General features: G+C 66.0%; 18 protein-coding genes. 5 read left to right on the forward strand and 13 right to left on the reverse strand.

Annotated elements, in window-relative coordinates; genetic code table 11:
• Window positions 1–52 precede the first annotated feature (52 nt).
• The 13 genes from ACM0PB_RS19110 to gmk all read right to left on the reverse strand — a co-directional run bounded on the left by ACM0PB_RS19110 (window position 53) and on the right by gmk (window position 15,294).
• Window positions 53–763, reverse strand: a complete 711-nt coding sequence (locus tag ACM0PB_RS19110) for a pilus assembly protein (protein WP_065185320.1) — start codon at window positions 761–763, stop codon at window positions 53–55.
• An 18-nt stretch (window positions 764–781) separates the two neighbouring features.
• On the reverse strand, window positions 782–1,921 hold the full coding sequence (locus ACM0PB_RS19115) for a CblD like pilus biogenesis initiator family protein (protein WP_065185321.1): 1,140 nt from the start codon (window positions 1,919–1,921) through the stop codon (window positions 782–784).
• The gene (locus ACM0PB_RS19120) at window positions 1,918–4,644 is read right to left on the reverse strand and encodes a TcfC E-set like domain-containing protein (protein ID WP_414604615.1); all 2,727 of its coding nucleotides are present in this window, start codon (window positions 4,642–4,644) and stop codon (window positions 1,918–1,920) included. The genes ACM0PB_RS19115 and ACM0PB_RS19120 overlap by 4 nt, the downstream gene beginning before the upstream one ends.
• A 51-nt stretch (window positions 4,645–4,695) precedes the next feature.
• Complete coding sequence (locus tag ACM0PB_RS19125) at window positions 4,696–5,205, reverse strand: CS1 type fimbrial major subunit (protein ID WP_065185323.1); 510 nt, start codon at window positions 5,203–5,205, stop codon at window positions 4,696–4,698.
• A 281-nt stretch (window positions 5,206–5,486) separates the two neighbouring features.
• Window positions 5,487–5,849, reverse strand: coding sequence for a NirD/YgiW/YdeI family stress tolerance protein (locus ACM0PB_RS19130; protein ID WP_005418949.1), 363 nt, complete (start codon window positions 5,847–5,849; stop codon window positions 5,487–5,489).
• Window positions 5,850–6,087: 238 nt separating this feature from the next.
• The gene (locus tag ACM0PB_RS19135; RefSeq protein WP_414604616.1) at window positions 6,088–7,365 is read right to left on the reverse strand and encodes a citrate synthase; all 1,278 of its coding nucleotides are present in this window, start codon (window positions 7,363–7,365) and stop codon (window positions 6,088–6,090) included.
• Between the two features lie 296 nt (window positions 7,366–7,661).
• Complete coding sequence (locus ACM0PB_RS19140) at window positions 7,662–7,904, reverse strand: type B 50S ribosomal protein L31 (RefSeq protein ID WP_005418951.1); 243 nt, start codon at window positions 7,902–7,904, stop codon at window positions 7,662–7,664.
• 88 nt (window positions 7,905–7,992) lie between these two features.
• Entirely contained in the window at window positions 7,993–8,931 is a 939-nt protein-coding gene (locus ACM0PB_RS19145; RefSeq protein ID WP_065179092.1) for a nucleoside hydrolase, read from the reverse strand.
• 331 nt (window positions 8,932–9,262) lie between these two features.
• Window positions 9,263–11,374: an ATP-dependent DNA helicase RecG gene (gene recG, locus ACM0PB_RS19150; RefSeq protein ID WP_005418953.1), complete on the reverse strand. Its 2,112-nt coding sequence runs from the start codon at window positions 11,372–11,374 to the stop codon at window positions 9,263–9,265.
• Between the two features lie 7 nt (window positions 11,375–11,381).
• Window positions 11,382–11,768, reverse strand: a complete 387-nt coding sequence (locus ACM0PB_RS19155) for a RidA family protein (protein WP_005418954.1) — start codon at window positions 11,766–11,768, stop codon at window positions 11,382–11,384.
• Window positions 11,769–11,948: 180 nt separating this feature from the next.
• Complete coding sequence (locus tag ACM0PB_RS19160; RefSeq protein ID WP_005418955.1) at window positions 11,949–14,111, reverse strand: RelA/SpoT family protein; 2,163 nt, start codon at window positions 14,109–14,111, stop codon at window positions 11,949–11,951.
• A gap of 106 nt (window positions 14,112–14,217) precedes the next feature.
• Window positions 14,218–14,517, reverse strand: coding sequence for a DNA-directed RNA polymerase subunit omega (rpoZ, locus tag ACM0PB_RS19165; protein ID WP_005410877.1), 300 nt, complete (start codon window positions 14,515–14,517; stop codon window positions 14,218–14,220).
• A 111-nt stretch (window positions 14,518–14,628) separates the two neighbouring features.
• Window positions 14,629–15,294, reverse strand: coding sequence for a guanylate kinase (gene gmk / locus ACM0PB_RS19170; protein WP_005410878.1), 666 nt, complete (start codon window positions 15,292–15,294; stop codon window positions 14,629–14,631).
• Between the two features lie 290 nt (window positions 15,295–15,584).
• On the opposite strand from gmk, the gene fdnG reads away from it, so the two are divergent.
• The 5 genes from fdnG (at window position 15,585) to fdhE (ending at window position 21,679) form a co-directional block, all read left to right on the forward strand.
• Window positions 15,585–18,653, forward strand: coding sequence for a formate dehydrogenase-N subunit alpha (gene fdnG / locus ACM0PB_RS19175; protein ID WP_139727597.1), 3,069 nt, complete (start codon window positions 15,585–15,587; stop codon window positions 18,651–18,653).
• Between the two features lie 10 nt (window positions 18,654–18,663).
• Complete coding sequence (gene fdxH / locus ACM0PB_RS19180) at window positions 18,664–19,581, forward strand: formate dehydrogenase subunit beta (RefSeq protein ID WP_053500839.1); 918 nt, start codon at window positions 18,664–18,666, stop codon at window positions 19,579–19,581.
• Complete coding sequence (locus ACM0PB_RS19185) at window positions 19,578–20,225, forward strand: formate dehydrogenase subunit gamma (RefSeq protein ID WP_005418959.1); 648 nt, start codon at window positions 19,578–19,580, stop codon at window positions 20,223–20,225. The genes fdxH and ACM0PB_RS19185 overlap by 4 nt, the downstream gene beginning before the upstream one ends.
• 274 nt (window positions 20,226–20,499) lie before the next feature.
• Window positions 20,500–20,715 carry a hypothetical protein gene (locus tag ACM0PB_RS19190; RefSeq protein WP_134955450.1) on the forward strand — a complete coding sequence of 72 codons (216 nt, stop codon included), beginning with the start codon at window positions 20,500–20,502 and terminating at the stop codon, window positions 20,713–20,715.
• Complete coding sequence (gene fdhE, locus ACM0PB_RS19195; RefSeq protein WP_065185325.1) at window positions 20,696–21,679, forward strand: formate dehydrogenase accessory protein FdhE; 984 nt, start codon at window positions 20,696–20,698, stop codon at window positions 21,677–21,679. The genes ACM0PB_RS19190 and fdhE overlap by 20 nt, the downstream gene beginning before the upstream one ends.
• Window positions 21,680–21,681 lie beyond the last annotated feature (2 nt).

Here is a 21,681-nt window from a genome sequence, read left to right on the forward strand (position 1 = left end):
ACAGTTTTCGGAAAAGGCATCCCGCGCCATGCGCGGGACGCAGGGAGGGGGGTCAACTGGACTGGATGGCCACGTCCTGGACATGCTCGCGATAGCCGTCCTGGGAAAGCCGGTAGCGCAGGCGCAGCAAATTGCCCGGCTGTGGCTGGAACGGCAGGGTGAAATCGGCATCCGGGTACAGGCTGTGCGAGAGGTCGTGTGGCGTGCAGACGCCGGCGGCCGTACATTCGGCCGCATGGACGATGCCCACGCGCAGGGTGCCGCTGTTGTGCAGCGTGTTGCCGCGCACCTGCAGGTCGACCACGCCATCGGCGGGCACCACGTTCACCAGCGCGCCCCACACCAGGCTGACGCCGACGTCGGCGTGCGCAGCGTCGTCGCTGCTTTCCAGTTCAGTGCCTTCCGGGCCGCGAACACCTTCGAAGTACACCCGGTATGCGGTTTCCTTCTGTACCGGCTGCAGGGGGATCAGCCGGATCAGGCGATTGCCACCGCCTGACAGCGCGAACTTGCCGGGGGTGATGGCAATGGCCGAATCGGCGACCTCGATATCCTGCTCCTGTTCGCGGGGCGTTGCCGGGTTGTCGATGCGTCGCAGGCTGGCCTGTACATACTGTGGTCGAGTGGACTGCGAGTAGACGCGGATCTGCGCACCGCGCTTGGCATCCATCGCGGTTCGCATGGGATGGATGGACAGGTTGGCGTGTGCTGCTGGCGCAAGCAGCGCACTCAACGGCAGCATCCAGACGATCAGTTTGTTCATGGCAGGCTCCGTGTGGGATCAGGGTTTGGCGGTGGGGACGCGCAGTTCCACCGTCAGCTCGCCCTCGTAGAGACCGGGGCGCTTGCTGGCGACGGGGGTGGGAGGTGTCAGCAATGTCAGCGGCGTGGGCACGCAATAGACCGGCTGGCTGATGCCGGGCAGCATGACCAGGCGCAGTTCGGCGCTGTCGATGCCATGCAGCAGTTCTTCCACGCCATGCCGCATGCGGATATCGCGCCCGCCGTAGTTCAGGCTGACGTGGTAGTCCAGGCGCTGGCGGTCGTCGCTGCCACCATCGCGATGCCAGACCGCGAAGTCGCTGCCGGGTGGCGGGCGCGGCCCGCTGTCACGCACGGTGACGCCGAGGAACTCGCTCTGCGAGCCGAGGCCGTCGTAGAGGCACATCTCCAGCTGCTTGCGGCCGCCCACCATCTGCTTGATGGGGTCGTAGCGCAGGTCCATGTTGACCAGCGGCGCAATGGTGTCGAAGGCCGGGAAGTAGATCGAGATCGCGTCGTAGTCGGTGACGGTGAAATCGAAGTTGAAAGTGGCGGTGGCGACAGGAGCTGCGGCGGGATCGGCCTTGATGTACAGGCGCATCGTGGCCTTCCAGTGGCCTGCGACTAGCCTTGCGAGCTCGGATGCGGGCAAGTCCAGTTTTGCGCCCGTCCCAAGAGGTTGATCGACTGTACAAACAAACCAAGATGCGGCGTGCAGCATCCGACGCGTATCGATGTCCTCCCAGAAGTCCAGTCCACAGGCACGTCCCGACATCGCCCTTTGCAGATAGCCAAGCACGCGTATTTCCGCGCGTAACCCTGTCCGCTCCTCGACGAACTGCAGGTCGATCTCGGTAACGCCTGGAACCTGAGTCAAAGATCCTTCCGTCGAACACCTTCCAAATGTCGAGTTCAACGCTGACCCACACACAACATGGATCTGCCCATACTTCATCGCCACGTCATGACTGAACCCCAGCACCGTCCTCGGCGCCCACAGCTCCACGTCGCCGGGCACGGCCGAGCGGTCCCACGACATCACGATGTCCCGGCTCTGATCGGTGGGATGTGTCTCCGGCGGCCACTGCGCCCACGCCCGCGGCATCACCAGCACCAGCGCACACACCAGCATCAACACGAACATCCAACGCCGGCTCATGGCGTTCCTCCTGCAGCAGCGGTCTGGGGCGTGGCGGCAATCAGCGCGCGTTCCTGCAGCAGCCGGGTGACGCGGGCCTGCTGGCGGATCTCCGCCGGCAGCTGGGCCACGGCCAGCGGTTCGCATCGCACGGCACCGACCAGCAGCACCACCTGGCGGCGCTCGCGCACCTGCAGCGGGCAGTGCAGCAGGCGGTCGTCCTGCAGCAGGTAGAGCGTTGTCTCGCGACGCGGGAAGTCGGCGACGAAGCCGCCATTGGCGCTGGTGCCGGGCACCGGCGCGTTGAGGATGCGGGCGCCGCCCAGCGGCGCGCCGGCAAGCGTGCGGGCGGTGCCGATGAAGGTATAGGTCACTTCGATCGGCACCGGCATGCGCATCAGCCGCCCCGGGGCCAGGAACATCGGGCGTGCACCGCCCACGCCGCTCACGCGGATGGCGGCCATGCTGGTGTCGTTGCTGGCGTCCTGCAGTTCGGCACGGTGCGACTGGTAGGCGGTCAACGGCAGCAGCCGGCGCTCGCCGATCTGCAGCCGTTGCCGGCCCGCGCCACTCACCTGCAGTTCGGCCGCCACGCCCTGAAGGTCCAGGTCATCGGTGGCGGCTACCTGTACCGCCAGCCCGGCATCGGCGCCGGTGCCTGCGCCCCAGTAGGCCCCCCGCCGGCCCAGCGCGAAGGCGGAGCTGTGCGTGCCGCTGTAAGCGGTCTCGCTGCGGCCATGCTGCTGGTAGTACGCCACGGTGGCGCCGGTCTGTCCGTAGCGGTTCTGCAGCTGCCCGCCCAGCGATGCGCTGTAGCGGTCGTTGTTGTTGGCGCGCAGCTCGGAGGTCAGCTCACGCAACTGCGCGTCCACCTCCTGGCGATAGCTCTGGCCGACGCTGTAGTTGATCTCCGGCCGCTGGTGCTGCGGCTGGCGCATGTCCACCGCATAGCGGCGCTGGCCGCTGCCAACATGGCTGCGCTGCAGGCGGGTGAAGCTTACGTTGAGGTAGATGCCACGGTCGCGCGTGCGGGTGTCGCGGGCACTGTCGTGGCTGAGCTGCTGCCACAGGCCCAGCCGCGTGGAGACGCTGAAATCCTGCCAACGATGGCTGCGGCTGAAGCTGGCCTGCCAGGTGCGGCTGAGCTGCGGCTCACGGTGCGGTTGCAGCGGTTGCGGCGGCAGGAACGGATCCAGTGGCGCCGACGGATTATCGTCACCAGGACGGCTCCAACCGGTGCGCCAGGTCTGGCGCCGGGTGTACCCCAGGTACGCCGTACCACCGGCGATCGGCAGCGAGACCGATCCGCTGAGCGAGTTGGTGCAGCCCAGGCGGTCCCGTGCATCGGCCTCGAACTGGCAGGCCTTGCCACGCATGCGCTGCTGGTAGATGTTCCAGGACGCCTTGCGCCGGTATGACAGCTGATGCTGCTGGCCGTGGCTGCCATCGCTGCCGCGCATGCCGCTGAACGTTGCGCGCATCTCCTGCGTGGCCAGCACGCGGCGCAGGTCGACGCGCAGTTCGCCATAGCTGTGCCCGCCCAGGTGGGCGACGCCCGCAGTAGCCGCCAGGTCGCGAGCCAATGGCACGCGCATGCCGGCCACCGTTACCTGCTCACCATCGAAGCGGTCACTGCGGCGCTCGTTGCGGCGGCCACTCTGCACGAACCACTGCCATTGGCTGTCGGTCCAGTCACCGCCCTTGTCGAAGGGGGCTTCTTCGGTACGCACCAGCACGCCATCCTCGTAGATGCGCATGCGCACCAGGTAGCTGCCGAACGGGAAGTTGCGGGTATCGATCTGGTTGATGCCGGCCTGCAGGTAGTAGGTCTGCAGCAGGCGCTCGCCGTCGAACACGTCCACGCGCGCATCGCGGGCGAGCAGGACCGTCAATGGCGAGGCCTGCACGGCAGCATCGCTGTCCACGTAAGCCTGGGTGGTGCCCACGCGGGCACCGTCGAAGCGGTCCAGCGGCAGCATGCTGAAACCGAAGGTGCCGCCCTGTGGACTGGACAGGTTGCGGCGGTCCATGCGCCCGGCCTGCAGGTAGTACTGCTGGCCCAGGTCATGGCGGTAATAGACGTTGTCGAATTCGAAATGCGCATCGCCACCGCTGCTGCGGTAGCGCTGCTGGGTGAAGTACCAGTCGGCGGACATATGGCCCCGCTGGAACAGGCCCAGAACGCCGGTGCCGCGCGCACTGAACGACTGGTAGTCGCGCCCACCGGTAAGGTTGAGTACCTGCTGGTGCAGGAAAGCGTTCTCGGCATTGCTGCTGAGCGCGTGGAAGCGTTCCGCGGCGGGCTCGCCACCGATCCACTTGCGCGCCACGAACAGGCGCACGGCGCCCTCGCCTTCGTCATACAGCGCGCGCGCGGCCGCAGGGTCTTGCGGGGGATCCAGATAGCCGCAACCGGCCTCGGCGCCACCGAAGCGGCAGGCCAGGTGGCTGTTGCGTGGCAGCGGCTGCGACAGTGCCGGCAGCAGCGCGGCCTGCGCCTCGGCGGACAGGTCCAGTGCCTGCAGCACGCGCGCGGGATCTTCCAGCTGCACATGCTCCAGGGTGACGCGCACCGGCGACAGCCCGGCCGAGCGGCCGAACAGCTGGATGTCGAGTTGTTCGGTCTGTCCTTCGACCAGATCTTCGAAACCGGGCGGGACGCCGCGCGCGGCCGCCAGCGGAGTGGACAACGCCAGGGCGAGCGCGACCGCCAGCCGGGTGACGGCGGGGGCGTGTGAGGTCATGGGGGTACCGCTGGAGAAGCGGCCGGCCCGGGAACCGGGCCGGCGCGGGGATTACGGCGAGGTCGCCTTCTGGTTCAGCACGACGTTGACGATGCCGCTGTAGCGACCCTTGGTGGTGATCGGGGCCGGGGTGGCCTGGGCAATGGTCAACGGCATCGAGATCGAGGCGCCCGGGGTCGAGCCGGCGCCGGTGAACAGGTCGACTGCCTTGTATTCGATGGCGGCGGCACCCAGTGCGCGATTGTTGAGGCTGATGGTCATCGGCACGGTGACGGTGCCGGTTTCATTTGCGAGGGCAAACGCACCGTCGATGCGTGCCTCGATATCCGCGGTGTCATCATTGGAGTGAATGCGCACGCGCTGCGTGTCCGGAATCAGGCCGCGCAGCGGATCGTGGGTCAGCGTGACCAGGTCCGGCAACGGGGTGCCGTCATCACGCAGCAGTGCCAGGGTCGGGTCGACGTCGGCATAGACGGAGATCTTGGTTTCCAGCGCGTGCGCGGACAGCGAAGCGGTGGCCAGCGCTGCCGCGAGCGCGGTCTTCTTGATGATGGCGTGCATGGTTGTCTCTCTCGGACAAAGGGGGAATATGAAAGCTCCCCTCCCCAAGGAGAAAAGGGAGGGGAGCATCGCCCGCGGGGATGGGTGCGGGCGACGGAGAGAATGTTAGAAATCCATTGCCATGCAGGCCATTCAAGCATTCCTAAAACACTGAGTGTTAAGGAGAATTCTTGAATTCGCTCAATGTTCGAGGGTTATGCAATTTCCCTCATCGGTTCAATGCAACAAACCTCATTGCATTGAATTTGTAGAGCCGAGCCCACGCTCGGCTACCGTTGGCTTCAACCTGCAGGCACGACGGTGACGTGATCGACATCGATGTCGGTGGGCTTGAAGCGATGCGTGTCGACCTTGCCACGCAGCTCGACCACGGTATCGGCACCGATGGCCTGCGGCGGCAGGTCTTCGTCATCGATCTCGACCTCGATCTGGCCGCTGGCATCACGGAACTGGTAGCGCTCGTCACCGATCTTGGCGGTGAGGGTGCCACGCAGCACCACCGGATGATCATCGCGCTGCGCACGTGCGTCAGCGACGGTGCTGGCAGCGGCCCCTGCCCCCGGCCCGGTGTACTGCGCGAAGGCCTGCGGGCTCAGCAGGGCCAGCGGCGTGGCGATGAAAGCGATGGCGATCAGTCGGTTCATGGCGTTCTCCATACAGGGATCAGTACGCACAGGTTCTATCGCCTTCGACGTGATACCCATGCAATAGATCCGAAAAGATGTGAATGCGACATTCATTGTCAGAACGCGTTCAGATCCGGAAGCGGGCTCTTATCGTGCGGACCAACGTTCCGCGGTCGCCATCCGCCGAAGCCGATCAGGGCACAAAAAAAACGCCCCGCAGATGCGGGGCGTTCTCAGCAGAATCTGCTGCGGGCGATCAGCCCTGGTAGTCGCGCACGTCGCTGCCGGTGTAGACCTGGCGCGGACGGCCGATCTTCATTTCCGGATCGACCTGCTGTTCCAGCCAATGCGACACCCAGCCGGAAGTACGGCCCAGGGCGAACATGACGGTGAACATTTCGGTCGGGATCCGCAGTGCCTTGTAGATGATGCCGCTGTAGAAATCGACGTTCGGGTACAGCTTGCGGGCGACGAAGTACTCGTCCTGCAGCGCAGCCTGTTCCAGCTTCACGGCCACGTCCAGCAGCGGATCCTGCACGCCCAGCTGCTTGAGCACCTTGCTGGTCATCTCGCCGATGACCTTGGCGCGCGGGTCGAAGTTCTTGTAGACGCGGTGGCCGAAGCCCATCAGGCGGAAGCCGGAGGTCTTGTCCTTGGCCTTGACCACGGCGGACTCGACGTTGTCGGCGCTGCCGATCTCTTCGAGCATCTTCAGCACGGCTTCGTTGGCACCGCCGTGGGCCGGACCCCACAGCGCGGTGACGCCCGCAGCGACCGACGCGTACGGGTTGGCGCCGGTCGAACCGACCAGGCGCACGGTCGAGGTCGAGGCGTTCTGCTCGTGGTCGGCGTGCAGGATGAACAGCAGGTCCAGCGCCTTCACCACGTCCGGGTTCAGGTCGTACTGGCCGTCAGCGGACTCGAAGGTCTGCTTCAGGAAGCGGCTGACGTAGTCCAGCGAGGTGTCCGGCTTGTTGGCCGGCAGGCCCTTGCCGTGGCGGTAGATCAGCGCCGACAGGGTCGGCACCTTCGCGATCAGGCGCACGGCGGCCTTGCGGCGCTGCTCGGCGTCGGACAGGTCCAGCGAGTCGTGGTAGATGGCCGACAGCTGCGCGATCGCGGCCGCCAGGATCGCCATCGGGTGGGCATCCTTGGCGAAGCTGCCGATCAGGGTGTTGATCGACTCATCGACGTTGGCTTCGGCGGTCAGCTCATCGGTGAAGGCCTTCAGCTGCTCGGCGCTCGGGCGCTCGCCGTTGATCAGCAGGTAGGCCACTTCGACGTAGCTCGACTTTTCCGACAGCTGTTCGATCGGGTAGCCGCGGTACAGCAGCACGCCCTTGTCGCCGTCGATGTAGGTGATGGCGGACTTGCAGCTGGCCGTCGCGGTGAAGCCGGAATCGTAGGTGAAGAAACCCGTTTCCTTGGTCAGCTTCGCGATGTCGACGCAGTCGTTGCCAAGGGTGGGTTTGATGACGGGCAGAACGACGGACTTATCGCCGGCGTTGAGCGTGACCTGATCAAGATCGGACACTGTGTGCGCTCCTTCATGGGAAGGCGCCTGCCCAAGCGCATTGGTCAGGCACGTGAATGACGTCCTCGGCCTGTGCCGGGGATCATGTCATTATCGCACAGCAGCATTTGTCGGGTGCTAGACGGAAGTCGTATACGACAGGTGGCCAGACACCGGCCGTTGAGCGGCCCGGATCGGCAAAAGCGTTGTCACACGAACGCAGTGTTCCGTCCATCCAAACGCCCGTTGGGTTGGCGTTGGGGAAAAACAAACGGCCGCGCAGAGCGCGGCCGTCGGTTCGAAGCTGGATCGACAGATCAGCGCGCGTAGCGCTTCTGGAACTTGTCGATACGGCCCGAGGTGTCGATGACCTTGTGCTTGCCCGTGTAGAACGGGTGCGAAGCAGAGGAAATTTCAACCTTGACCAGCGGGTATTCGTTGCCGTCTTCCCACTGGATGGTTTCCTTCGTGCCCATGGTCGAGCGGGTCAGGAACTTGAAATCGGAGGTGACGTCATGGAAGACGACGTCGCGGTAGTTCGGATGGATATCGGCCTTCATGGGCTCACACCGTAAATGGGCTGGTGGTCAAGAGCGGCATTATAAGCACCGGTTGCCGCTCGGGGCAACCGGTGGCGGTCAATCGAGGTCAGTCCGCGCCCAGGGCCTGGCGCACCAGGGCCTCGAAACGCTGCTGGTCGTAGGCCATCAGCAGATCGCAGTTGTCCGGCTGGCCGGTCTGGCGGTTCCAGTCGACGATGGTGGCGCCTCGGCTGAACGTGCCATTCAGTTCCACGTTCAGCGGCCGTGACTCGACCTGCAGCTGCCCTTCTGGATTCAGCGCCCACGCCATGGCCACCGCATCGGCCGTATACCAGCGGCCGCCCTTGGCATCTTCCGACAGCGCGCGGGTCTTGCGCGAGATCAGTTCGTAGAAGCGGGCGCGGTCGGAATCGGCCTGCAGCCATTTCTCGGCGCCCTCCAGCGGCAGGCCGTGGGCAACGGTCGCCTCCCAGTCCGACACCAGCAGGTGCTTGAACGAGGTGAACACCACGTGCGCGGCTTCAGGATCGAAGGCGATGTTGAATTCGGCTGCCGGGGTGATGTTGCCGTGGCAGGTAACCGCGCCACCCATCACCACGATGCGCTTGATGCGCTGGGGCAGGGTCGGGTCCAGCTTCAGTGCCAGCGCCAGATTGGTCAGCGGGCCCAACATCACCAGCATCAGTTCGCCGGCGTGTTCGTGCGACAGGCGCAGGATGGCCAGGGCAGCGTGCTCGGCCTCGGCCTGGCGGCTCGGCGGCGGCAGGTCCACGTCGCCGTAGCCATCACGGCCATGCACGTGGGCAGCGTCAACGGAGGGATGCAGCAGCGGATCCGGGCTGCCGGCAAACACCGGTACGTCGGGGCGGCCGACGATGTCACAGAGCTTGAGGGCGTTGCGGACGGTGTATTCGAGGCCGACATTGCCGGCGGCGATGGTCAGGGCGACCACGTCGTGCCGTTCATCGGCAAAGGCCATCAGCAGGGCCAGGGCGTCGTCCACACCGGGATCGGTGTCGATCAACAGGGGGATCTTGTGGGTCATCGTTGCCGTCTTCAGATCGGCAACGAAGTGTGGACCGGGATGATGACCGTTGCAAGTACGGGGGTTGGGGTTCTGGCAGGGCTGCGCCCTGCACCCGCGGTTGTGCCGGCCGCTGGCCGGCAACTTCGACAGCAACGTCAAAAACGGGTTTCCCGCGGCTGGCGGGGAAGAGCTCTCTGTAGAGTCGAGCCATGCTCGACTCCCGCGCGCAGCGCGCACAGCAGCCGAGCGTGGGCTCGGCTCTACAGTGGATCCACGCCGTGCGTGGATGAGCGTCCCGGAAATGGGGTCAGAGGCCATTGCTGCGCAAAGGGCTCCGACCCCGGGGTGCCTACGCCGAGGCGTAGCGCACAGCGGTGCCGATCCAGCGCTGCACCACGCGATCGGCCAACGCGGGCTGCTGGGCCAGCAGGCGCTCGGCCAATTCATGCACGCCGGGCAGCAGGCCAGCGTCGCGGGCCAGGTCGGCAATGCGGAAACCGGCCAGGCCAGTCTGGCGCGTCCCGAGCAGTTCGCCGGGGCCGCGCAGTTCCAGGTCCTTCTCGGCGATGACGAAACCATCGTTGGTTTCGCGCATGGTCTGCAGGCGCTCACGCGCCATCTGCGAGAGTGGTGCCTGGTACAGCAGCACGCAGCGCGACACCGCCGAACCGCGGCCCACGCGGCCACGCAGCTGGTGCAGCTGGGCCAGGCCGAGGCGCTCGGCGTTCTCGATCACCATCAACGAAGCATTCGGCACGTCCACACCGACTTCGATGACCGTGGTCGCCACCAGCAGGTCGATCTCGCCGGCCTTGAACGCCACCATCGTCGCCAGCTTTTCAGCAGCCTTCAGGCGGCCATGCACCAGCCCCACGCGAACGCCCGGCAGCAGCGCTTGCAGTGATTCATAGGTGGCCTGCGCCGGGGTGGCATCCAGTTCTTCGCTTTCCTCGATGAGCGTGCACACCCAGTACACCTGCCGCCCTTCCTGGCAGGCCAGCGCAATGCGCTCGATCAGTTCCGGGCGACGGTCATTGTTCAAGGCCACGGTCTGCACAGGGGTGCGGCCCGGTGGCAGTTCGTCGATGGCCGATACATCCAGGTCTGCGTATTCGGACATCGCCAGCGTGCGCGGAATCGGCGTGGCGGTCATCACCAGCTGGTGCGGCACGCTGTTGCCGCCCGCGCCCTTGTCGCGCAGCGCCAAGCGCTGGTGCACGCCGAAGCGGTGCTGCTCGTCGACGATGGCCAGCGCCAGGTCCTGGAACACCACCGCCTCCTGCATCAGCGCGTGGGTTCCGACCACCACCTGCGCTTCGCCGTTGGCGACCTGCTCCATCACTTTGGCGCGCGCCTTGCCGGTGACCTTGCCGGCCAGCCAGGCGATGCGCACGCCGAGCGGTTCCAGCCAGCCACGCAGATTGTTGAGGTGCTGCTCGGCCAGCAACTCGGTGGGGGCGGCCAATGCGACCTGCTTGCCCTGCTCCACCGCCAGCATGGCGGCCAGCGCGGCCACCACCGTCTTGCCGGAGCCGACGTCGCCCTGCACCAGCCGCAGCATCGGGCTGGGCCGCGCAAGGTCCTCACGGATCTGCTTGAACACGCGTGCCTGCGCGCCGGTCAGCGCGAACGGCAACTGCTTCAGCAGCGCCTTGGCCAGTTTTCCGGGGCCGGCCAGCGGCGGCGCATGGTGCGCCTGCAATGCAATACGCTGGCGACGCAGGCTGAGGTGATGGGCCAGCAGTTCTTCCATCGCCAGGCGACGCTGCGCCGGGTGGGTACCAGCCGCCAACGCGGCCAGATCGGCATCCGGCGGTGGCCGGTGCACGGTCAGCAGCGCGCTGCGCAGCGGCGGCAGGCCCAGGCCATCGAGCCAACCGTTGGGCAGCAGTTCCAGCGTGCTTTCCTCGGGCAGGCGGTCCAGCGCCTGGCCGATCAATTTGCGCATGGTCATCGGGCCGACCCCTTCGACGGTGGGATACACCGGATCGAGGCGGTCGCCGAGTTCGGGATCGTCGTTGCGGCCCAGCACCTGGTAGCTGGGATGGACGATTTCCAGGCCGAGGTGGCCGGGCTTGGGCGTGCCGAAGCAGCGCAGCCGGGTGCCAACCGCGAACTGCCCGACCTGCTGCTGGCGGAAGTGGAAAAAGCGCAGCACCAGGGTGCCCTGCCCTTCGTCTTCCACCGCCACTTTCAGCATCGGCCGGTAGCGCATGCCACGCTCGACTGCGACCACCCGCCCTTCCACCTGCGCCGGCACGCCGTTGCGCAGGTCTTCGATGCGGGTCAGCCGGGTCCGGTCTTCATAGCGCAGCGGCAGGTGAAGCCAGAGATCCTGCAGGGTGGCCAGGCCACGTGCCTGCAGTTTGGCGGCCACGGCCGGACCGACGCCGGCAAGCATCGCCAGGGATGCTTCGCCGGACGGTGACAGGACCGGGGTGACCGCCGCCTTGCGTGCCACGTGGCGGTCAGTCGATGACCATCACCGCGTCGACCTCGAAGCTGGCGCCCTTCGGCAGGCCGGAGACTTCGATGGTGGAACGGGCCGGGTACGGGGCCTGGAAGTAGTCCTGCATGACCGCGTTGACCTTGGCGAACTCGCCCAGGTCGGTCAGGTACAGGCCCAGGCGCACGACCTTGTCCAGCGAGCCACCCGCGGCTTCGGCCACGGCCTTGAGGTTGTCGAAGGCGCGGCGGGCCTGCGCTTCGACGTCACCGGCGCCGACGATGTCGCCGGTGGCCGGGTCAAGCGGGATCTGGCCGGAGAAGTACACGGTGTTGCCGGCGCGCACGGCCTGCGAGTACGGGCCGATGGCGGCGGGGGCCTTTTCGGTGTTGATGATCTGGCGGGACATGGGTCGCTCCGGTGCTTGGGGGAAAACAGAGCGGTGATTGTACCGGCTGGGGGTGCATCCACGCATGGCGTGGATCTACCGCGCCGCCTCGGTAGTGCCGGCCGTTGGCCGGCAATCGCGATGCCGTCGCGGATCCATGGGTTGCCGGCCAGCGGCCGGCACTACCGGTACGCGCAGGACCTACTGGCGGCGTACCGATTGCACGACCGACAGGCGGCGCAGGCGGCGCATCACTTCGGCCAGGTGGTTGCGGTCGCGCACCTGGATGTTGAACGCCAGCACGGCGGCGTTGAAGTCGCGGTCCAGGTAGTCCACGCGTTCGATGTTGGAATGGCTCTGTGCGATGGCGGCGGCCAGCTGCGCCAGCACGCCGGTGCCGTTCTCCACTTCCACCACCAGCGAGGTGTCGTAGTCGCCGGAGACGGTGGTGTCCCAGCCAATCGGCACCCAGCGCTCGGGCGACTTGCGCAGCTCGGCCAGGTTCGGGCAGTCCATGCGGTGCACCACGATGCCCTTGCCGGCGGTGTGGTAGCCCATGATCTCGTCGCCGGGAATCGGCTGGCAGCAGCCGGCGAAGGTGACCACGCCGCGCTCGCTGCCGTTGATCAGGATCTTCTCCTGCGAGTGGTGGCGCGAATGCGGGCCGCCACGCAGTTCGGCGTAGGCCATCAGCGCCTGCGCGGCCTGGGTCGGCATCCAGTTGCCCAGTGCGACCTCGGCCAGCAGCGCTTCCAGGCGCGGGAAGCGGTGTTCGGCCAGGAACGCATCCAAGCGGCCTTTCGGCAGGCGCTCCAGCGACGAATCCATCGCTTCCAGCGCGCGGTCGAGCATGCGGTGGCCCAGCTGCACGGCATCTTCGTGCTCCAGCTGCTTGAGCTGGTGGCGGATGGCGGTGCGTGCCTTGCTGGTCACCACGAATTCCAGCCACTGCGGTTTCGGCGTGGCCGAGCGCGCGGTGATGATCTCCACCGACTGGCCCGACACCAGCTTGGTGCGCAGCGGCACCAGTTTCTTGTCCACGCGCGAAGCCACCGCCATGTTGCCCACGTCGGTATGCACGGCGTAGGCGAAATCGAGCGCGGTGGAGTTGCGCGGCAGGGCCAGGATCTTGCCCTTCGGGGTGAACAGGTAGACCTCGTCAGGGAACAGGTCGACCTTGACGTTGTCGAGGAATTCCAGCGAGGAACCGGCGGCGCGCTGCGAGTCGATCAGCTCGACGATCCACGCGTGGGCACGGCTCTGTGCGCTGTTGGGCGAATCGCCGCCGAACTTGTAGGTCCAGTGCGCGGCCACGCCGCGTTCGGCGATCAGGTCCATTTCCTCGGTACGGATCTGCACTTCGATCGGCGAGCCATACGGCCCGAACAGCACGGTGTGGAGCGACTGGTAACCGTTGGCCTTGGGAATGGCGATGAAATCGCGGAAGCGCCCATCCAGCGGCTTGAAGGTGGCGTGCACCGAGCCCAGCGCGTGATAGCAGCTGGGCACGCTGCGCACGACCAGGCGGAAGCCGAACACATCCATCACCTGGTCGAAGGATTTGTTCTCGTCGCGCATCTTGTTGTAGATGCTCCACGGGGTCTTGATGCGGCTGATCAGCCGATGCTCGATCCCCTCCTTGGCCAGGCGCTGCGACAGCTGCACTTCCACCTGCGCCATCGCTTCGCGGCGCACCACCGGCTGGCTGCGGATGTGTTTTTCGATGATGGCGTGGCGCCATGGGTAGAGCGCCTTGAACCCGAGGTTCTGCAGCTCGCTCTTGACCAGGCTCATGCCCAGGCGCTGGGCGATGGGCGCGTAGATCTCCAGCGTCTCGCGGGCGATGCGGCCACGCGCTTCGCGGCTCTGCGCGCCCAGCGTGCGCATGTTGTGCAGGCGGTCGGCCAGCTTGATCATGATCACGCGCAGGTCGCGCGACATCGCCAGCAGCATCTTGCGGAAGCTCTCGGCGGCCGCCTCCTGGCGGTCACGGAACTTCAGCTTGTCCAGCTTGGTGACACCGTCGACCAGTTCGGCCACGGCTTCGCCGAACTCGGCGGCCAGCGCCTCGCGGGTCAGCGGGGTGTCTTCGATGGTGTCGTGCAGGATCGCGGCGATCAGCGCTTCCACGTCCAGGCCGAGTTCGGCCAGCACCTGGGCCACGGCCACCGGATGGGTGATATAGGGCTCGCCCGACTTGCGCGTCTGCCCAGCGTGCGCGGAGGCCCCGACTTCCCAGGCACGGCGCAACAGCGGCAGCTGTTCCGGCGGCAGGTAATGGGCGGCGCGTTCGAGCTGGAGGACGTAGTCGGGTACGGCGGCAGTGGGGGCTGCGGCGACCTTGGCAGTGGGGCCTGGGTTCATGCCCGAAGCCTATTCCAGCGCGACGTTTACGGCAAATCCTGAATGCGAAACAGCCCGCACGGGGCGGGCTGTTCGGTGTATCCAACGATTACGTTGATCGATGCGATCAATCGTCGTTCTTGGACATGTCTTCGTCGGCCACCACTTCGGCGGCAGCCCACTCCAGCGCTTCGCGCTCGGCGCGCTCACGCTCGGCCTTCTCGACTTCGTCGATCAGGGCGTTGTCGATCTTGCGGGCGGCGATTTCGCGCAGCGCCAGCACGGTCGGCTTGTCCTCGGTCTCGCTGTTGTCCAGCGTGGCCTGCACGCCGTTGGCGAGCTGACGGGCACGCTTGGAAGCCATCATGACCAGTTCGAAACGGTTGTTAACGACTTCCAGGCAATCTTCTACGGTGATGCGGGCCATACGGGCTCCCGGCGACCGGTCGGCCGCTCAGTCGAATGAGGGAAAGGGGGACGGAGTGTACTGGCAGGGGCTGGACAAAATCAAGCCAACCCCTACCCGATTCTTTTGGAATCAGTCAGTTGCACCCGGATCGGGGGTCAGCAGCGCCTGGATCAGGCCGGCGTGGCGGACCTTCTGGGCCTCCCGGCGCAGGCGGCTGGCAGTGAAGATGGCGCACAGCTCGTCCACGGCAGTGTCGAACACCTCGTTGACGATGACGTAGTCGAACTCGTTGAAGTGCAGCATTTCATCGCGGGCCGCGCCCAGGCGCTGGGCGATGACCGCCTCGCTGTCCTGGCCGCGCTTGCGCATGCGGTCCTGCAAGGCCTGCTTGGACGGCGGCAGGATGAACACGGTGACCGTGCCCGGCACCAGCTGGCGCACCTGCTGCGCGCCCTGCCAGTCGATCTCCAGCAGCACATCCTGGCCGGCGGCCAGCTGCGGCTCCACCGACTGCCGGGCCGTGCCCTTCCAGTCGCCGTGCACCCAGGCGTGCTCGAAGAAGTCGCCGGCGGCGATCATCTGCTCGAACTTCTCGGCACTGACGAAGTGGTAATGCTGGCCGTTCACCTCACCGGGGCGCATCGCGCGCGAGGTGAAGGAGATCGACAGGGCGATCTGCGGGTCACGGGCCAGGGTGGCATTGACGATGCTGCTCTTGCCGGCGCCGGACGGGGCGGCCACGATGTACAGCGTGCCGCGCGCAACGGCGTCCGACGGCTTCGACGGGGCGCTCATGCGCGGAACCCAATTGGTTGATTTCGCAAAATTTTTCCTCGGTGTTCCAGATCCGGCGCGGAGGATCGCGCCAGGACGGCGGGGGCTGCGCGGAACATCCTGGAACCAGGCCCGGCAGACGCTTCCCCAGGGGGCGGGCACGCAACTTTACCAGAGCAGGCCCTTTCCGGGCCCGTCCGGCAGGCGCCGCGCCTTGTGCCACATGGGCATCCGGGGGCCTGTGCTATAACCGGCCCGTACCCAACGACAGCCCGGAGGCCTGCGCCTCCCCGCCATCCCAGGAGAACGGCATGCCATCGATGAGCCGCCGCCAGTTCCTGAAAGTGACCGGGACAACCCTGGTCGGCTCCAGCCTGGCACTGATGGGCTTCGCGCCCGGCATCGCGCTCGCGGAGGTCAGGCAATACAAGCTGACCCGCGCGACCGAGACCCGCAACACCTGTACCTACTGTTCGGTGGCCTGCGGCATCCTGATGTACAGCCTCGGCGATGGCGCCAAGAACGCCGAGCCGAGCATTTTCCACATCGAGGGCGACCCGGACCATCCGGTCAACCGCGGCACGCTGTGCCCGAAGGGTGCCGGCCTGGCCGACATCATCCACAGCAAGTCGCGCCTGCTCTACCCCGAGTACCGCGCGCCGGGCTCGAACGAGTGGAAGCGGCTGAGCTGGGACGATGCGCTGGACCGCATCGCGCGGCTGATGAAGGAAGACCGCGATGCCAACTTCGTGCAGAAGAACGAAGCAGGGCAGACGGTCAACCGCTGGCTGACCACTGGCATGCTGGCGGCCTCGGCCACCAGCAATGAGACCGCGGTGCTGACCCACAAGGTCGTCCGCTCCCTCGGCATGCTGGCATTCGACAACCAGGCACGTGTCTGACACGGCCCGACGGTGGCAGGTCTTGCCCCGACGCTAGGCCGTGGTGCGATGACGAATCACTGGGTCGACATCAAGAATGCCGACCTGATCCTGATCATGGGTGGCAACGCCGCCGAGGCGCATCCGTGCGGGTTCAAATGGGTGACCGAGGCCAAGGCCCACAACAAGGCCCGGCTGATCGTGGTCGATCCGCGCTTCAACCGCTCGGCCGCGGTTGCCGATGTGTACGCGCCGATCCGCACCGGTACCGACATCGTGTTCCTGGGCGGCCTGATCAACTACCTGCTGACCGAGGACCGCATCCAGCACGAGTACGTGCTGAACTACACCGACATGTCGTTCCTGGTGAAGGACGAGTTCGCCTTCAAGGACGGCCTGTATTCGGGCTACAACGAAGAAAAGCGCAGCTACGACCGTTCCAGCTGGGACTATGCCTACGGTGACGATGGATTCGTGCGCAGCGACCCGACGCTGAAGGATCCGCGCTGCGTCTACAACCTGCTGAAACAACACTACGCGCGTTACACCGTGGAGATGGTCGAGCGCATCTGCGGCACGCCGGCCGACAGCATCCGCCAGGTGTGGGACATGATCGCGTCCACCGCCGGCAAGGACAAGGCGATGACCATCCTGTACGCGCTGGGCTGGACGCAGCACTCGATCGGCGCACAGAACGTGCGTGCCGGCACCATGGTGCAGCTGCTGCTGGGCAACATCGGCGTGGCCGGTGGCGGCATGAACGCGCTGCGCGGGCACTCCAACATCCAGGGCCTGACCGACATCGGCCTGATGTCCGACCTGCTGCCCGGCTACCTGACGCTGCCGAAACAGGATGAGCAGGACTACAACGCCTACATCGCCAAGCGCACGCAGAAGCCCCTGCGCGCCAACCAGATGTCGTTCTGGCAGAACTACCCGAAGTTCCACGTCAGCCTGATGAAATCGTGGTGGGGCGATGCCGCCACCGCCGACAACAACTGGTGCTTCGATTACCTGCCCAAGCTCGACAAGCCGTACGACATGCTGCAGGCGTACGAGCTGATGAACGAGGGCAAGATCCACGGCTACATCTGCCAGGGCTTCAATCCTCTGGCCTCGGCGCCGAACAAGGGCAAGCTGATCAGTGCGTTCTCCAAGCTGAAGTTCATGGTCAGCATGGATCCGCTGGAAACCGAGACCATCGCCTTCTGGCAGAACCACGGCGCACTGAACGACGTCGACCCGAGCACGATCCAGACCGAAGTGTTCCGCCTGCCCACCACTTCCTTCGCCGAGGAGAACGGCGCGGTGGTGAATTCCTCGCGCTGGCTGCAGTGGCACTGGAAGGGGGCCAACCCGCCGGGCGAAGCGCGCAGCGACATCGAGATCATGTCCGAGCTGTTCCATCGCATCAAAGCGATGTACGAGAAGGATGGCGGTGCGTGGTGGGAGCCGGTACGCGACCTGGCCTGGAAGTATTCCAACCCGGAGCTGCCGACGCCGGAAGAACTGGCGATGGAATACAACGGCAAGGCGCTGGCCGACGTGTTCGATCCGAAGGACCCGACCAAGCTGGTGCGCAAGGCCGGCGAGCAACTGGCCGCGTTCGGCGAGCTGCGCGACGATGGCAGCACGTCCTCCGGCTGCTGGATCTACATCGGCGCCTGGGGCCCGACCGGCAACATGATGGCGCGGCGTGACAACAGTGACCCGACAGGCATCGGCAACACGCTGGGCTGGGCCTGGGCGTGGCCGGCCAACCGCCGCGTGATGTACAACCGCGCCTCGTGCGACGTGGCTGGCCAACCGTTCGATCCACGCCGCACGCTGCTGGCCTGGAACGGCAAGAACTGGGGCAACGTGGACGTGCCGGACTTCAAGGCCGATGAAGATCCTGCCGGCGGGATGGGCCCGTTCATCATGAACCCGGAAGGCATCGCCCGCTTCTTCGCCAAGGCCGGCATGGCCGAAGGCCCGTTCCCGGAGCACTACGAACCGTTCGATACCCCGCTGCGCAGCAATCCGCTCAGCCCCGGCCAGGCCCTGACGCTGAACAACCCCGCGGCACGCGTGTTCGCCAGCGACCGTGCACAGATCGGTTCGCCGGACGAGTTCCCGCATGTGGCCACCACCTACCGCCTGACCGAGCATTTCCACTTCTGGACCAAGCACGGCAAGCTCAACGCCATCATCCAGCCCGAGCAGTTCGTCGAGATCGGTGCGGCATTGGCCGACGAGCTGGGCATCACCAACGGCAGCCGCGTGCGCGTGAGTTCCAAGCGTGGCCATATCGAAGCCGTTGCGATGGTGACCAAGCGGATCAAGGCCCTGCAGATCGATGGAAAGACCGTGCACCAGGTGGGCGTGCCGATCCACTGGGGCTTCCTCGGTGCGGCCAAGCCCGGATATATCGCCAATACGCTGACCAATGCCATCGGTGACGGCAACTCGCAGACGCCCGAGTCGAAGTGCATCCTGGTCAAGGTCGAGAAGGTGTAGGAGACACGCCATGCCACTGCAATCGCTGGACATCATCCGCCGCTCGGCCACCACCACGCCCTCGCCGGAGGCGCGGGGCGCGCACACCGGCCAGGTCGCCAAGCTGATCGATGTGAGCAAGTGCATCGGCTGCAAGGCCTGCCAGGTCGCCTGCATGGAATGGAACGACCTGCGCGACGAAGTGGGCAGCTGCGTTGGCAGCTATGACAACCCGCCCGACCTGAGCGAACAGTCGTGGACGGTGATGAAGTTCCGCGAGTACGAGGACGAGAAGGGCAAGCTGGAGTGGCTGATCCGGAAGGAGGGCTGCATGCACTGCAGCGACCCGGGCTGCCTGAAGGCCTGCCCGTCGCCCGGCGCGATCATCCAGTACGCCAACGGCATCGTCGACTTCCAGGAAGAGAACTGCATCGGCTGCGGCTACTGCGTGACCGGCTGCCCGTTCGACGTACCGCGCATCTCCAAGAAGGACCACAAGGCCTACAAGTGCACGCTGTGTTCGGACCGGGTGGCGGTCGGCCAGGAACCGGCCTGTGTGAAGACCTGCCCGACCGGGGCGATCACCTTCGGCAGCAAACAGGCGATGACCGAGCACGCCGCCGGACGCGTGGAAGACCTGAAATCACGCGGCTATGAAAACGCCGGCCTGTACGACCCGCAGGGCGTCGGCGGTACCCACGTGATGTACGTGCTGCAGCATGTGGACAAGCCCGAGCTCTACGCCGACCTGCCCAAGGACCCGCGCATCAGCCCGATGGTGGAAGTCTGGAAGGGCGTAGCCAAGCCACTGGGCGTGCTGGCGATCGCCGCCACGGCCTTTGCTGGCTTCCTGCACTACATCGGCATCGGCCGCAACACGGTCAATGACGAGGAAGAAGAACAAGCCGAGCACGAGGCGAAGAAGATCGAAGAGGAGCAGCGGCCATGAAGTACGCCCCGCACCCGCGGCAGATCATCCGTTACCGCGCGCCGACCCGCATCAACCACTGGATCGTGGCGATCTGCTTCGTGCTGACCGCGCTGTCCGGGCTGGCGTTGTTCCACCCTGCCCTGTTCCCGCTGACCCAGCTGTTCGGTGGCGGACCGTGGACGCGCATCCTGCATCCGTTCATCGGCCTGGCCATGGTGGTGGGCTTTGCGCTGCTGGCGTTGCGCATGTGGCGCGACAATCTGCCGACCGCCGACGACCGCGCGTGGATGCGCGGCATGCGCGATGTACTGCGCAACGAGGATGAAAAGCTGCCGCCGGTCGGTCGCTTCAATGCCGGCCAGAAGCTGCTGTTCTGGGCCATCATCGGCTGCCTGTCGGCACTGCTGCTGACCGGCTTCGTGATCTGGCGGCAGTACTTCAGCCATTTTTTCCCGATCGGGGTGATCCGCTTCTCGGTGCTCGCCCATGCGTTGTTCGGCTGGGTGCTGATCTGCGCGATCGTGGTGCACATCTATGCGGCGATCTGGATCAAGGGGTCGGTGCGGGCGATGACCCAGGGCAAGGTGACCTATGGGTGGGCGTACAAGCACCACCGACAGTGGTTCCGGGACATCCTGCGCGGGCGGCGGGAACAGGGGTAGCTGCAGGGCCTGCGGCCCTGCACCTGCTTCAAGCCAAGGCAACAGCAACAGCGGCTATCCGTGGGATGGCGGGGTGGATCCGGTTGCGGGAGACGCTGCAAATACCCCTCCGGGGCCCGGCCCAGCCGCTGGCGGCTGTGCGTTCGGGCGCTTGCGAAGCAGTGCTTCGCAAGCAAAGCGCCCTCACCCATGTAAGCTCGGTCGCCGCATCCATGCGGCTCACGCTCCCGCAACCGGACCCACCCCGCCTTCGACAGTTGGCCGCGATCTGTCGGTGGGTGCCGACCGTTGGTCGGCACTGATCGAATCCCGACCAACGCTCGGGATCCACTTTCAACCAACCGATGGGGTCAGAACCGTTTTCCTGTGGAAAACGGATCTGACCCCAACCTTTCAAATGGCCGGCAACACGCTGGACGCCAGCGCCGACAACAGCGAGGATGGAGCCTGGTTCTTCTGGCTGGCCCTACATGGCGCAACGCATCCTTGAACCCGGTGAGATCGAGACGCTCGCCTCGCGCGATGTACCGCGCATCATCCTGCCTGATACCGGGTCACTGTTCGCTACGCGCGCGGCACGCCTGCGCAGCCTGGCCGCGCACAGTGCCATCGGTGGCTACCTGCAGCTGCTGGCGGCGCTGGCCGATGCGCAGCAGGCACTGCTGGATGAGTTGACGCCGCAGCAACGCGAGGGGCTTCAGGCACAGGCGCGCGCGCAGCAGTCGAGCGCGGCGGCTAGCGCCGGCATGCCGTTGCGGCCGGCCAACACACTGCAACTGGATGGGCGCTGGCGCGACTGGCTGCGCACCCTGTGCCGGCACTGTGCCGACGAAACCGGGCTGCCTGTGGAAACCCGGCAGGAACTACAGCGCGTCGCCGCCGCTGATGATGCGTGGCTGGATGCACAGGCGCATGCGGTGCTGGAACGCGATGACGCGCCCTCGGTCGACGCCGTCGCTGCGCTGCTGGTGATGAACGCGCTGCAGGTGTACTGGGCGGTGCTCGCCGCCAGCTTCCATCCGACCGACCTGAAGCCGCTGGCCGATGCGCCAGAGTTGTGCCCGCTCTGTGGCACGCTGCCGGTGGCCAGCGTGGTGCAGGCGCGCCCGCCCTACGCCGCCTATCGCTACCTGTCGTGCTCGCTGTGTGCCTGCCAGTGGCATTACGTGCGCGTGCAGTGCAGCCAGTGCGGCGCCGCCGGCAAGGACATTGCCTATCGCGCCCTGGCCGAGGTGGACGGTGACAGCGGCGAGGCAGTGCGCGAGAGTGCGGTGCGCGCCGAGACCTGCGACCACTGCCACAGCTATCGCAAGATCCTGTACTTGGAGAAAGATCCGTCACTGGAGCCGGTGGCCGATGACCTCGGCACGCTGGCGCTGGACCTGCTGCTGGCCGAGGAAGGCTATGCGCGCGCCAGCCAGAACCCGCTGCTGTGGCAATCCGACGGCGACTGACC

Origin of the sequence: Stenotrophomonas sp. AR029 (assembly GCF_047520695.2) — a bacterium.
In the GTDB taxonomy this organism is placed as follows: Bacteria; Pseudomonadota; Gammaproteobacteria; order Xanthomonadales; family Xanthomonadaceae; genus Stenotrophomonas; species Stenotrophomonas sepilia.